Raw genomic sequence first — 12,510 nt, forward strand, 5'->3', positions numbered from 1 at the left:
ACCGGAACAGTTCCTTATACAATGTAGTTAGGGTTAATTTTAATAATAATCAGGTAGGTATAATAAGTTAATCTCAGATTAACTAGAAAAGACCAGATGCTTACTACTTAGATTCAAATAAGCTAATAGAGAATATTCTATAAATAAATGGCAAATAAGTTTATCGGGCTTTTAAGCTTGGTGATTCTTAGCTCTTGTTCAGGAGTGAAGAATTATAGTAATGCCTATGGCGTGACAATAGATCAACAATCTTATATAAAAGTTCTAGGCAAAAGAAGGTATATGGCCCACGACCCTATATCGCTTATCTTCAATGGTACATACAAGGACAGTGTATTGATTCCTGTTCCTAGCTTTTCTGACGGAACAATCAAAGGTGAAAGTATTCCTACAAAAAAAGGCTACTATAGTTATTCTGGCAGTTTGATGATAAAAGGCGACTATCTAAAGATAAGCTTACTTGTCAATAACACAGATGACAACAAACAACAAGATTATTCTTGGAATGGTGAGTATAAATTGTTTTTAATTGAAAACAAGAACAGGAACTCAAAGAAAAACTAAACCCTAACAACACCTAAACGTCAGCCTTCGGCCGACGGCCTCGCCCGTCGTTTAGCTTAGTACGTCGCCAGTAATTCCCTTAATAAAGAAAACCTAAAAATGCAAAAATTAATGTCTGTTAAAGTATTTATTAATGGGAATTATTATCTCTTAGCTTAAGCTTGTTAGAATCACCAAAATAAAAACCATGATTAAACTATCACCACTAGTTAAGACAGATGTCACTCCCTTTTATAGCTGGATTAATGATGAAGAAGTTATAAAGTACTCCCTATCTTCTTTCAAAGAAATCAATACAAACCAAGAGGTAGACAGATGGTTTGAGAAAACGCTGGAGGATACCAGAAGTATTAACCTTGGCATCTATCTCAATCAAACTAATCAATTAATTGGATACGCGGGAATATCAGGTATTTCAAAATTAAACAGGTCTGGTGAATTTTTTATCTTCATTGGTGAGAAGCAGTATTGGGGACAAGGAATTGGAACAGAAGTTACTAAACAAATCCTCAAACTAGGATTTAGCGATTTTGACTTCAATAGAATCATGTTAACCGTTTCTGAACCTAACATTGGGGGTATAAAAGCATATGAAAACGCTGGATTCAAAATTGAAGGACGTTTAAAGCAGGCGTGTTATAGGGATGGTGAATTTCATGATAAAATAGTAATGGCTGTGTTAAAATCAGAGTGGGAAAAGTAAAAGAACTTCTGGCAACAACAGCTAAACGCCAGCATCGGCCAACGGCCGCCGTCGTTTAGCCAAACCGTTAGCAGCAACCTTAAATGAAGAAGCTCACCAAGCAAATATTACTCTATTTGATTACCAGCTTATCGGTGATTGGGATTTGGAAAATATTGACCTCGACTGACAATTACGCTTGGAGTCCAGAAGGGAAAGAATTGCTAATGCTTGAAATTGCTCTGAATGCAATATTCTTCTACAAGTCAATTTTTTGGTTGGTAACAGTAAACCTCATTGTATGTGGGCTTCTACAGCTTAGAAAAAAGAATTTTAGAACAGCAGGAGTAGTAGTAGCACTTATCTTGACCTACCACTTCTTTGTTGGTAAAGTAATTGACAACAAATGCGCTTTCCATTACTATTCCGTCTTTCAAAACCAATCTGTTGCCGAAGGATATATTGTTAGACCTATTGAAGAAGCAGGTTACGAAATTGGACCGATTTTAACGGGAAAAATTGAAAAAAAGGAAATGAAGTCCAGAGTTTATGCAATGCTAGGACTTCAAAGAATAAATTACAAACCTGCAATTGAGACAATGAAAAGGATTTTACTTGACAGTTCAGAAAATGTCGAGTACAGGGCAAACGCTTACGAGTTTCTAAGAACGGTTGAGTCAGACAAATCCAAACAAGTAATTAAAGACTATAAATTAAGAGCGACTGACTCTGTAGCCAAAGAAGTAGTTAGATTTGGAGAATATTTCTACGGCAGTAGATAAAAAATAAAAAAGGCAGCTGCTAACATTGTATAAAAAACATGCTACGGCCGACGGCCTCGCCGTCTTTTATACTAGCCGTTAGCAGCAAGCAACAAGAACAAAAGGATGGCATGGTTACCAATGTATTTGGCGCAACAAGACGTTGAGCTACTTAATAAATAGCTCAATCAAGAAGAGGAGCTGGCATTCCTTATTTCAAACGGTAACAGAAAATGGATTGCCAAAAAAGAACACGACATCAGTGCAGATTTAGCCACACAAAAAACAGGGTTAGGTTATGTAGAGTATAAATTTTTGCATGTACCTTCTGGGCCGTTACCACTTCTGGACTTGACTTCTGCAGCAAGCGCACAAATATCAGACCCATGGGTAGGATGGACAGAAATAAGGCCAGGAGCCAATACTACTATTCCGTATTTTGGCGCGAGCCATCCTGGAGTTATTCACCTTCAAATCAAAATTACCGACGAAGGCGAAATTCCTATATCTAACTTTGGTTGGATAGGAAACCACTACAAGATAATCGGAAACGGTGCCGACAAGACGACAGAGAAGTTCTGGAATAAATTGAAGCGCATGGCTAAAAAGGAAGCGACCCACATCCAAAGGTGTAATGATTCCAATGGCAAAAAAGAAATTTTCGCTTTCCCAGCAGCTTATAAAGAAATAGACAATAAACGTCTTTGTTCACTAAACTAAAAAGAAATGCCTGCTGCTAATATTGTATAAACGTCAGCCTTCACACTACGGCCTCGCCAGTCGTTTAGCCAAGCCCGTTGTGTGAAATTTATAAGAATGAAAATATTCTATAAAATATTAGGGTTAATAGTAATTGATGTAACTCTCATTTGGCTATGGGTTGAAGATTTAGACCCAGACCCAAGTATTTCCATTTTTGTATTCATTTCAATTCCTGTTGTCTTTATTTTCAATCTATTACTTGCTGTTCTTTTTTATTTGCTTAAAAAACTGGATTATGCCAAATCCTTTCTGATTAATTCAATTCTCGCTTCTATAATAATGGGTAAGCTTTTTGGAGCAGGGATAGACCGACACCAAAGGAACAGTTTGGAAAGTTGGGAATTCACAGAGGCTGATACAACCTTTCATATTACTAGGTGGAAAAAAGAAAGTGAGTTTAGCTTCTCTTCCAGTACAAACATTGGCTCTTCTACAGTGTTTTTAGAAGGAAGATGTGAAATGAAGAATGGGGAGTTTATTCTATCTACAGCCTCAACAGTATATAAGATTAAAGATGATTATCTGATTGGCTTTAGAAAACCAAATCAAAGAATAAAGCTGGAGAAAATAGAAAGGTAAAAAAACTTCACACAACACAGCAACGGCATCTCGGCCGACGTTGAGCCTAGACGTTGGTTGTCATATTAAATAATAGAAATGTCTTTTGAGGAATTCATAAAATTTGTAGACAAGACATTAGGTGAGCTTATTCTGTATGCGGAATTACATGCAGGAAGAAGTTTTAGTGACCATGAACTGATATTTGAATGGATGTCTTATGACCGCGGTTCCACCAATGGAAGAGAATACATTGTTTATGAAATTACCGACAAGGTATTTGTTTCTGAAGAAGAGATTTATCCATGCGTGGACTTAATCATCGAGAAACCTGATTCAAGGGCAAACATATTAAAGATATTAGGCAGAAGGGCAGGATATGAACCACGACCTTTTGGGACGGGCTGGAGTAACAGGCCTGGACCTTTTATTTACGGAATCGGAAAAGGAATAAAAACTAAGTTAGTGAATACACAAGACCCTGAATTTAAGAAGAAGCTTAGGGAACTTGGCCTCATCCACTATGAAATGAATGAGTAATAAAAAATAAGTCTACCAACGTCTAGTGTTAGCGACGGCTCGCCCGTCGCTAACACTAGACGTTGGCGCACAGTAATAGGATGATAGAATTATATCAACGACATATAAACAGCGACGAGTCAACGTTGTTGCTTTCACGTCAACCTTCTGCATGGAAGAAGTTTGAGAGGGCTACTATGAAGTTTATTGTAGTGTCGTTAATCTTTCTGGCCCCTTTACTTGTAATAGACTCTTTCTTTGTTAGAGTAGGGCAGTGTGGAACAGAAAACGGTAGTTCCGCTTTTGAAGCCCTTGCTAAATCGGAAATTGCAAGAAATGTAGTCCTTCACTGAAGTACTATCGCATGGGCCTGGGTGGTTGTCCCGCTTTACATTGAATCCGCTCAAACGGATAGACCTTTAGAGATCAATTGGAATCGTATTCATACACGGAATACCCCCAAGGCTGCATGATCCACTTCTTGCTACTTACAGGCTCCTTTGCACCCTTGAAAACATTGTAGGCGCTCCCGATCAACGATTTCTCTTTTATGGTGATCGGCTGTGGGGCACCGGAAAGGTTAAGGATCACCAATACCTTTTTCTTCTCTTTTTCCCGCACGAAGGCATATACTGCTTTCTCATCCCCTGCGCTCACTTTCCGAAAAGACGCATCGGCAGATAGGGCGGCGTTCCTTTTCCGGAGATCAAGTAGGGTTTTATAGAACGCGGCTCTTTGGAATTTACCGAAAGCCATGGGGTCCTTGTCAAAGAATTTCAGGGCCCTCAGGACCGGCTCTTCCTGGCCGCCGTAGATCAGGGGGACACTGCTGGCCATGGTTTGGGTGAATACCGCGAAGGGCGCATGCACCGGGCCGGGGAAAGTACCGTAGTCTGCCTTATTCCAGCTGTTCTCGTCGTGGTTGCTGGTAAAGTACATCTGGATGGTATGGGCAGGGTACATCCGGTCATTCTCCTGCTTCACGCTATCCAGGCTGAAGGCCGGCCTTTCGCCCTTGGCCACCTTCTCCATCATCTTGAACATGTGCCAGGGGTAGACCGCGTCAAAACCACTCTTGGGCAGGTAGGCGCTGTCGCCCTCGGCCAGCATGAAAAGGCTTTTCATCTCCTTCAGCTGGGGGATGCACCGGCGCCAGAAGGAAGCAGGAACGTTCCAGGCCACGTCGCACCTGAAGCCGTCTATGCCTGTGCTGGAGACCCAGTATTTCATGGCGGCGATCATGCTGTCCTGCATCACCGGGTTCTTGTAATTCAGTTGTCTCGTATCGGCCCAGTCTACCGCCATGGTCGCCTTCCCAGTGCTGTCCCGCACGAAGAAATCCGGGTGCTGGGTAAGCCACCGGTGGTCTCCGCCGGTATGGTTGGGTACCCAATCAATGATGACCTTCATGCCCCTATCATGGATAGCCTTTACCACCTGTTTGAAGTCTGCCATCGTTCCGAACTCCGGGTTGACGGCGGTATAATCTGAGACGGCATAATAGCTCCCCAGCGACCCTTTCCGGTCCACCTTGCTGATGGGGTGAAGCGGCATAAACCAAACCGTTTGTACCCCCATCTGCTGTAAACGGTCAAGGTGCTTGGCGAAAGCGTTCAGGGTGCCTTCGGGCGTGTACTGCCGGATATTCACCTCATAGATGTTGCCCTGCATGATCCAGGCCGGAGGATCGCTGGTGGTTCCACTTGTGCCGCCGATGGAGGCTTTATCCTGGCAAAAACAGGAAAGCACAAGCAATTGAAGCAGGAGGGTGCTGAGTACTTTCTTCATCTTAGATAGGCTTTAGATAATCAGGATATGTTCGCCCTAGGCCTAGTTTATATACGGCGCCCTCGGGCTTGAGGCGAAGGCCTATTTATCTCTTGCACAGCATTGTAGGGCACCTGCCACACGCACCCTTTTTCTGTTATGGAGGTGTTTTTAGAAAAGCAGCCTGAAATCAGCCTCCTGGTAATTTCCTTCGCCAACTGCTTGTCCATCCTGCTCTATTTTTAGAAAATCAGGCCGGAAACAGCTTTTATACTTCCCTTTAAAATACCCAATAGAGCCATTGAGTGGTTAGCTCTTCAAGCCATCCATTTGTTCCATAGATTCCGGATCCGCCGTTGTAACCCTTAAACCTCCAGGGCTTTTTGTTCCAGGCCAGGCATCCATCAGATACTTCCTGTTCTGGTGGCCTGGTTCAGTAAAAGAAGTGATGCAGTGGATTGCTTCTTTTAGTCAGGTGGGAGAGGAGCTCACCTTATGAAAACGTGGTGTGTCTTTCAGACTAAGTCAGATTTCCGGTAGGGCTGCTATTTTTGTGCCCAGCCATCCAGAGAAAAAGTGCTTGAAGAGAAAGCTGTGCGGTATGGTTTCATTCTTCCGGGAACCTAGTGGTTTTAGGTGCAGCAATAAGCTACGGGCTGGTTGATGGCGATTTAGGTAAAAAGAGATACAAGTAACTACATGAGCAAGCCGGTGCAGGAGCAATCCATTGGCGAGTACTTTGCAAGGGTGAACAAAGCTATTGACTACATCCGGCTGCATCTGGGGGAGGACCTATCCCTGGATGCCGTGGCCGAGCGGTCCCATTTTTCCAAGTTCCACTTTCACCGGGTCTTCAAGGCCACTACCGGCAAGACTCTCAGCCGCTTCATGCGGGACGCGCGGGTAGAACGGGCCGCTTTCTACCTCACCCATTCCCCTTCTGCCCCAGTGGGCGAGATCGCCTTCCTCAGTGGCTTCGCCAACGAGACTTCCTTTTTCCGGACGTTCAAAGACGCCCGCCGCATGACCCCGATCGAGTACCGGGAAAGCCTCCAGGGAGAGGATAGCAAGATTTGTAAGGAAGAGGGCAACAAGCGCGACCTGCACGAAAAGATGGAATCCTACCTTGCCTCCAGAATCCATAACCTAAAAGAGACAAGTATGGAAAAAGGCATTTCAATTGAAGTAGAGGTGAAAGACCTGCCCGAGCTGCACGTGGTGTACCTGAGGAACCTGAACATCCACCTGCACGACAGCGAGGCGTTCGGGAGCATGTTTGAGGCATTGATGCGGTGGGCGGCACCCAGGGGGCTGGTCAATTTCCCCGAAACCAAGGCCCTGACGGTATACCGGAGCAACCCCAACCCTAGCGGGTTCATCCAGGCAGATGTGTGCCTGACGGTGCCAGAGGGAACTTTGGGCGAGGGCATCATCGGCAGTACGGTTCTGACGGGCGGCAAATACGCGGTGGTCCGAAAGGAGGCTACCATGGCCGAGTGCTTCTCGGCCTGGGATTACGTCTTCCAGGAGTGGCTCCCCGGCAACGGCTACCAGCCCGACAGCCGGAACTTCTACATCAGCCACCTGAATGAGCCTGAGAAGCACCCCCAGAAGCTGCACATCTTTGACATGTGCATCCCGGTTAAGCCGCTGTAAGCCCATTTTTTGATGTTACCACAAGGAGCAGCTGCCGGAGAGGGGAGAACCCTTTTCCGGCAGCTGCTCCTTGAAAGGCAGACTGGCACAGGAAAGCAGTTGAAGAAATCAACACATAAGCGTGAATACAAAGGTACTGCCCTGACCTACTGTACTTTTCACCCAGATACGACCTCCCTGCGTCTGGATGAACTCACGGGAAATAGAAAGCCCCAGACCTGAGCCACCTTTATAAGCTGTTTTTCCTGGAATTTGCACAAAACGCTGGAAAATCCGCTCGTGCTGCTGCGGCTCTATGCCCGGACCATGGTCTGTGACACGCACCACAACTTCGTTTTTTTCCGTCTTTGCCGAAACAGTAATCTTATCGTTTTGGGCCGAATACCGGATGGCGTTGCTCAGGAGGTTCAGCAGCACCCAGGCGGTTTTCTCCACATCGGCTTTCACTGGGGGTAACTGCGGCGGCAGGTCAACTTCTAACCCCAGGTTCTTCTCCCGCAGCTGGAGCCGGATGGTCTCCGCGGCATACTGCACTATGTCCGCCACATTGGCGGTGGTAATGTTGAGTTGGATGTTCCCGTTCTCCAGGCGGGCCACGTCCAGCAGCTCCGTGACCATTTTCTGCAGGCGCTGGTTCTCGGTTTTGATGGTGGAAATGAGTTGTTGCTGCTCCCCGTTCAAGTCCCCGATGCGCTGGTTCTGCAGCAGCCTTAAAGAGTAGTTGATGGAGGCCAGCGGGGTCTTGAGCTCATGCGAGACAGTGGCCAGAAAGTTGGATTTCACCTGGTCCAGTTTCTTGAAATCGCTTACGTTGCGCAGGGAGAGAATGTAGCCGGCAAACTCCTGTTGCTCCAGTACCTGGTTGTAAGCCAGCACCTGGAAGACGGCCAACCGGTAAAAAGCCTCCTCTCCCTGGTCTGTGATGCTCAGGACCCTTTCCGGCGAAGCGGCTTTTCCTGTTTCCATCGCTTTTGCCATCTCCCGGAACAAATCATTCTGAGCTGCCACTTCACCCGCCAGCGCCCCCTCCAGTTGTTCTGCGGGCATAGCGAGCAACCGACAAGACACGGGATTTGCCAGGATGATGCGCTGGTCTGCGTCCAGCAGCACAATAGCCTCATCCAGGTTGGTGATGATGGATTGGATGCGGTTCTTTTCGGTCATCAGTTCGGCCAGGGTAGATTTCTCGTATTCGCGCAGGCGTACCAGCATCCGGTTGAACACCTGAGCCACCGTACTAAACTCGTCGTCGCGTTGGATAGGCAGGGTCTGGGAAAAATTGCGCTGGGCCACAAACTCCAGCGAGGCCGTGAGCCGCTGAATGGGTTGGGTCAACGCCTCGGGCACGCTGAAGCAGAACGCCAGCGTAAAAAGCACACTGAACACCAGCAACGCGATGGTGTACTGCCATACCTGTTTGGCGGTCTCGCGGGCCTCCAGGTTTTTCTGCAGGAGGGCATCGGTGTTCAGGGAAACCATCTGGCTGATCTGCTCGCGCAATACCTCATATTTAGGCAGCACCGATACGAAATAGTCATTGGAAGTTGCCCCCGCAGAGGATTCAAGCTGCACCTTCAGTTCCCCGAAGTTCTGCCGCATAGAAGCCGCCAGTTCGCCTTCCCCGGGCTCAGTGACGTTCTGGCTTTCTTTCTGCAGACTGACTTCCAACTGGTCCAGGTCAGCCCGCAGGGAAGTGCCGTGCAGTTCTGAATCGGATTGGAGGAAGACCCGTTGCTGCTGATTTACGAGCAGATTGTCCAGTGACCTGGTCATCTGCTGGCCCAACTGCACCGAGTACAGGTTATCTTTCAGGATGTTCTGGGCGGCGCGGTCCAACTGGTGCAGGGTGTAGAGGTGGAAGCCACCCAGCCCCAGCAGCAGGGCCAGCACCACCAGGTACCCCAGCAGAATTTTGGTTTTGAGTTTCATGTGTTCTTGTGTCGCTAAGGAACCAGAGCGGTTTAGGTATCCCGTTTTCAACCTTTTATTCGGAAATCAGCCCGGAAACGCCATGGCTTCTCGTTCTTTAGGGAATGCCCTAATAATTCACCAAGTAAATATCCGTATCGGTGTTGGCCGCGGTAAGGCGCGAAATTATTTCACCCGTGATGCTTTTGCGCCACCAGCGTTGCCAGAAGGAGCCGGTGGTGATGCCCAGCGTGACCAACGTGATTTGCCTTTCCTGCACCACCCGCAACACTTCCTTGGCCACGTCCTCAGCTTTCACTTTCAGCACCTGCGCGCCAAGCTCGGTGGCTAGTTGCAGGTTGTTGATCAGGTGCCGTTGGGTGGCCAGGTTGATGTTGAGGCTCGTCTCGCGGGAGGTCTGCACGTACAGCAGATACCATTCGGCGTGGTAGCGGTCGGCCAGGCGGGCGGATTTGCGGATGATTTCCCGCGCCCCGTTGGCATTGGTGCCGATGCAGGTGAGCAACTTCTCGGTATTCCGGCGGTCTGGGGTGATGTGGGCCGTGTCAATCTGCCGCTCCAATTGATTTGCTACTTCGCGCAGTGCCAATTCCCTCAGTTGCAGCAGATGGTCTTTCCGGAAGAAGTTTCTTAGCGCGGCTTCCACCTTGGCGGGTTCGTAGATCTTACCAGCCTGCAGACGCTCCAGCAGCTCGGGAATGGTCAGGTCGATGTTCACCACTTCATCGGCCAGGCGAAGCACGCTGTCGGGTACGCGCTCGGACACTTCCACGCCCGTGATTTTCTCCACCTGTTGATTCAGGATTTCCAGGTGCTGAATGTTCACGGCACTGATCACGTGAATGCCTGCCTCCAGCAACTGCACTACATCCTGCCAGCGTTTCTCGTGGGCCGAGCCCGGCACGTTGGTATGGGCCAGCTCGTCTATCACCACTATCTCAGGCCGGCGTTGCAGGATGGCGGGCACGTCCATCTCCTCCAGGGCACGACCCTTGTAGAAAACGGCTTTGCGCGGAATGACCGGCAGCCCTTCCAACTGCTGCACCGTCTCTTTGCGGTTGTGCGTCTCCACGTAGCCCACTACCACATCCACGCCTTGCGCCAAAAGGGCGTGCGCCTCCTGCAGTATGCGGTACGTCTTGCCCACGCCCGCCGCCAGCCCAATGTACACCTTGAACTTGCCGCGCCGGGCATGCCGGATCAATTCCAGGAAACTCTCCTCCGCGGCGCTTCCGCCTGAAACCATAAGCGTATTGGGTAAAGGTTAAAAAGCAAAAGACAAAGAAGTGGTCAAAGCCGTGTTCTTGTCAGTGGGGTTGCCGTTTTCCTTGGTGAAGATGTCGTCTTTAGAATCCAGCAAACGGGCCTCCACGCGCCAGAGCACCTGCTGGGTGGGCGCGAAATCCAGGTTCAGGGAGTAGCCTGCCGTCTGAAAACCGTTATCGGTTTCGGTCCCGATGATCACGCCATGCCGGTCATGGTAGTACTCGCCGCGGGCTGCTACGCCCAGTTGCGGTAGTACCTGGTATTTTACGGCTAGTGTTGGGTTCCACCAGCGGTTGTAGCCGTCTTCATCTCCTGCTTTTTCCTCCAGCCCGTAGTCAAAGGCGGCAATGAGGCTCCACTTATCCGAAGGCGAGACCGAGGTGTAGAAGTTGTGGAAGTATCGCCGCTGTTTGACCTTGTCAGGCTTCTCGTTCCCGAAGAACGTGCTGGAGTTGAGCACTACGTTGCTGGACGGTTTAAACGTGATCTGCGTACCCAGCGCCTTATTCTGGTTTCCCTCGGCTTCGCGGATGTTCTGCCAGCCATTGAGCACCAACCCCGTGAGCGTCCATTTCTCCGAGACTTCAAATGTTACCTTCGCGCCCGCTTCATAATAGGGTGTGTTCTCGGCGCTGAGGGAACGGGTGAGCGTCAGATTATCGCGAGAGATAGCCGATTCAGCGCCAATGTGGGAAGGGAAAATACCCGCGTCCAGCCACACCCTGGGCAGCAACTGCACGCCCACGTTGGCCTCAAACACGTGCCGCAGCAACTCCTGCTCGGCGGCCAGGTTGTACTGGGCGTAGGTGCCCGCCATCAGCCCCAAATTCCCGCGCACTTTATCCTGGGCGTAGTTTACCCGCAGCAACGCCAGGTTCACGTTGAACTCGTTGTGTCGGTTGTGGTTGTACAGAAAGCCCGGCCGGTGATGGTCTTCCGGTTGATGGAAGTCATAGGCATAGTACACATCCACAAAGCCGCTCAGTTGCCAGGCCCTGGCAGGCGCTTCTTCCGGCGTTATCGAGGCGGCAGTAGAAGTGGTATCAGAAACGGTTTGCGCCTGGGTAGGAACGGCTAAGCATAGACAAAGGACAATGGAAAAAGAGAACCTGGTTCTCATGGGCGTTGTAACTTTCATGGGGATAGGAAGAGGCTGTGCCTCTGTTATACGTGTGTTGAAGTTTATTCTTTGAAAGGAGGGTAGGGGAGTAAACTCATGTTGAGTTACCGTTCTGAGACTCTTCTTGAGTAGTCAATCACATTAAGCCCTGTTATGGCGCGGAAGTTACTTCCGTGACTTGTGAAGACGGTTCAGAAAGTCACGGAAGTAACTTCCGCGCCATAGAAACAGAAATCTTATCCTCCGCAAGAGTCATCATCCCCCTACCCCCTTCAAAGGGGGACGGAAGGTGTGAAGCTGTACTTTCCGTTTAGCGGCTGCTTTTTTGAAAAAAGGCCAAAAGCTCAAAGGACTTTTAAGCTTTATTTCAGCGCGTCTAGGGCTAGGTTGAGTTGTAGTACGTTCACTTTCTCGGGGCCTAAAATGCCTAAGAGCGGCGCTTCTACCTGTTGCTCAACAAGGGCGCGGACTCTCTGCTCGGGTAGGTTTCTGGCTTGGGCGACGCGGGCTACTTGGAGGTAAGCGGCCTGGGGCGAAAGGTGCGGGTCCAGGCCGGAGCCGGAGGCGGTTACCAGTTCCGCAGTGATTTGGTCACGTTGCACGGTGGGGTTGTGGGCCAGAAACGTGTCGATGCGGGCTTGCACGGTGGCCAGGTAATCGGGGTTAGAGGGGCCTTTGTTGGAACCCGCGGAACCGGCCGCGTTGTAGTTTACCGCCGAGGGTCTTCCCTGGAAATACCTGTCCTGGGTGAAGGCTTGCCCCACGTTGGCGAAGCCTACCACTTTGCCGTTGCGCGAAACGGTTTCCCCACCTCCGCCGCCCGGCGAAAGTTTACCGATGCCCGCCACCAGCGCGGGGTACACGCCTGCCAGCAACACCAGCAGCACCAAGGTCAATTTAATAGAGGCGGTTAAATACGTTTTCAT

At 49.1% G+C, this 12,510-nt stretch carries 12 protein-coding genes; 7 read left to right on the plus strand and 5 right to left on the minus strand.

Annotation, left to right across the window (positions count from 1 at the left end):
- Nucleotides 1–147: 147 nt before the first annotated feature.
- From JT719_RS21170 to JT719_RS21195, 6 genes are all read left to right on the plus strand, one after another.
- Nucleotides 148–564: a hypothetical protein gene (locus JT719_RS21170; protein WP_207435750.1), complete on the plus strand. Its 417-nt coding sequence runs from the start codon at nt 148–150 to the stop codon at nt 562–564.
- A 187-nt stretch (nt 565–751) separates the two neighbouring features.
- Nucleotides 752–1,267 carry a GNAT family N-acetyltransferase gene (locus tag JT719_RS21175; RefSeq protein ID WP_207435751.1) on the plus strand — a complete coding sequence of 172 codons (516 nt, stop codon included), beginning with the start codon at nt 752–754 and terminating at the stop codon, nt 1,265–1,267.
- Nucleotides 1,268–1,350: 83 nt separating this feature from the next.
- On the plus strand, nt 1,351–2,028 hold the full coding sequence (locus JT719_RS21180) for a hypothetical protein (RefSeq protein WP_207435752.1): 678 nt from the start codon (nt 1,351–1,353) through the stop codon (nt 2,026–2,028).
- A 330-nt stretch (nt 2,029–2,358) separates the two neighbouring features.
- The gene (locus JT719_RS21185; RefSeq protein WP_207435753.1) at nt 2,359–2,727 is read left to right on the plus strand and encodes a hypothetical protein; all 369 of its coding nucleotides are present in this window, start codon (nt 2,359–2,361) and stop codon (nt 2,725–2,727) included.
- 96 nt (nt 2,728–2,823) lie between these two features.
- Nucleotides 2,824–3,348, plus strand: a complete 525-nt coding sequence (locus JT719_RS21190) for a hypothetical protein (RefSeq protein WP_207435754.1) — start codon at nt 2,824–2,826, stop codon at nt 3,346–3,348.
- A gap of 78 nt (nt 3,349–3,426) precedes the next feature.
- A complete protein-coding gene (locus tag JT719_RS21195; protein ID WP_207435755.1) occupies nt 3,427–3,867 on the plus strand; it encodes a hypothetical protein in 441 nt (146 codons plus the stop codon).
- Between the two features lie 405 nt (nt 3,868–4,272).
- Here JT719_RS21195 and JT719_RS21200 read toward each other — a convergent pair whose 3' ends face one another.
- On the minus strand, nt 4,273–5,634 hold the full coding sequence (locus JT719_RS21200; RefSeq protein ID WP_207435756.1) for an alpha-amylase family glycosyl hydrolase: 1,362 nt from the start codon (nt 5,632–5,634) through the stop codon (nt 4,273–4,275).
- Nucleotides 5,635–6,312: 678 nt separating this feature from the next.
- Between JT719_RS21200 and JT719_RS21205 the strand changes: the two genes are divergently transcribed.
- Nucleotides 6,313–7,269, plus strand: coding sequence for an AraC family transcriptional regulator (locus JT719_RS21205; RefSeq protein WP_207435757.1), 957 nt, complete (start codon nt 6,313–6,315; stop codon nt 7,267–7,269).
- A gap of 108 nt (nt 7,270–7,377) precedes the next feature.
- On the opposite strand, the gene JT719_RS21210 is transcribed toward JT719_RS21205, so the two are convergent.
- The 4 genes from JT719_RS21210 to JT719_RS21225 all read right to left on the minus strand — a co-directional run bounded on the left by JT719_RS21210 (nt 7,378) and on the right by JT719_RS21225 (nt 12,510).
- Entirely contained in the window at nt 7,378–9,198 is a 1,821-nt protein-coding gene (locus tag JT719_RS21210; protein WP_207435758.1) for a HAMP domain-containing sensor histidine kinase, read from the minus strand.
- 109 nt (nt 9,199–9,307) lie between these two features.
- Complete coding sequence (locus JT719_RS21215; protein WP_207435759.1) at nt 9,308–10,444, minus strand: sensor protein KdpD; 1,137 nt, start codon at nt 10,442–10,444, stop codon at nt 9,308–9,310.
- An 18-nt stretch (nt 10,445–10,462) separates the two neighbouring features.
- Nucleotides 10,463–11,602, minus strand: coding sequence for a porin (locus tag JT719_RS21220; RefSeq protein ID WP_242693394.1), 1,140 nt, complete (start codon nt 11,600–11,602; stop codon nt 10,463–10,465).
- A gap of 344 nt (nt 11,603–11,946) precedes the next feature.
- Nucleotides 11,947–12,510, minus strand: coding sequence for a K(+)-transporting ATPase subunit C (locus JT719_RS21225; RefSeq protein ID WP_207435760.1), 564 nt, complete (start codon nt 12,508–12,510; stop codon nt 11,947–11,949).

It is taken from the genome of Sabulibacter ruber (assembly GCF_017355955.1).
Taxonomy (GTDB): domain Bacteria; phylum Bacteroidota; class Bacteroidia; order Cytophagales; family Hymenobacteraceae; genus Nibribacter; species Nibribacter ruber_A.

Bases quoted from the DNA above. Each gene is read 5' to 3' on its own strand.
- JT719_RS21195 (WP_207435755.1), top strand. From the start codon at position 3,427: ATGTCTTTTGAGGAATTCATAAAATTTGTAGACAAGACATTAGGTGAG.
- JT719_RS21220 (WP_242693394.1), bottom strand. From the start codon at position 11,602: ATGAAAGTTACAACGCCCATGAGAACCAGGTTCTCTTTTTCCATTGTC.
- JT719_RS21190 (WP_207435754.1), top strand. From the start codon at position 2,824: ATGAAAATATTCTATAAAATATTAGGGTTAATAGTAATTGATGTAACT.
- JT719_RS21180 (WP_207435752.1), top strand. From the start codon at position 1,351: ATGAAGAAGCTCACCAAGCAAATATTACTCTATTTGATTACCAGCTTA.
- JT719_RS21205 (WP_207435757.1), top strand. From the start codon at position 6,313: ATGAGCAAGCCGGTGCAGGAGCAATCCATTGGCGAGTACTTTGCAAGG.
- JT719_RS21170 (WP_207435750.1), top strand. From the start codon at position 148: ATGGCAAATAAGTTTATCGGGCTTTTAAGCTTGGTGATTCTTAGCTCT.
- JT719_RS21210 (WP_207435758.1), bottom strand. From the start codon at position 9,198: ATGAAACTCAAAACCAAAATTCTGCTGGGGTACCTGGTGGTGCTGGCC.
- JT719_RS21175 (WP_207435751.1), top strand. From the start codon at position 752: ATGATTAAACTATCACCACTAGTTAAGACAGATGTCACTCCCTTTTAT.
- JT719_RS21200 (WP_207435756.1), bottom strand. From the start codon at position 5,634: ATGAAGAAAGTACTCAGCACCCTCCTGCTTCAATTGCTTGTGCTTTCC.
- JT719_RS21215 (WP_207435759.1), bottom strand. From the start codon at position 10,444: ATGGTTTCAGGCGGAAGCGCCGCGGAGGAGAGTTTCCTGGAATTGATC.
- JT719_RS21225 (WP_207435760.1), bottom strand. From the start codon at position 12,510: ATGAAAACGTATTTAACCGCCTCTATTAAATTGACCTTGGTGCTGCTG.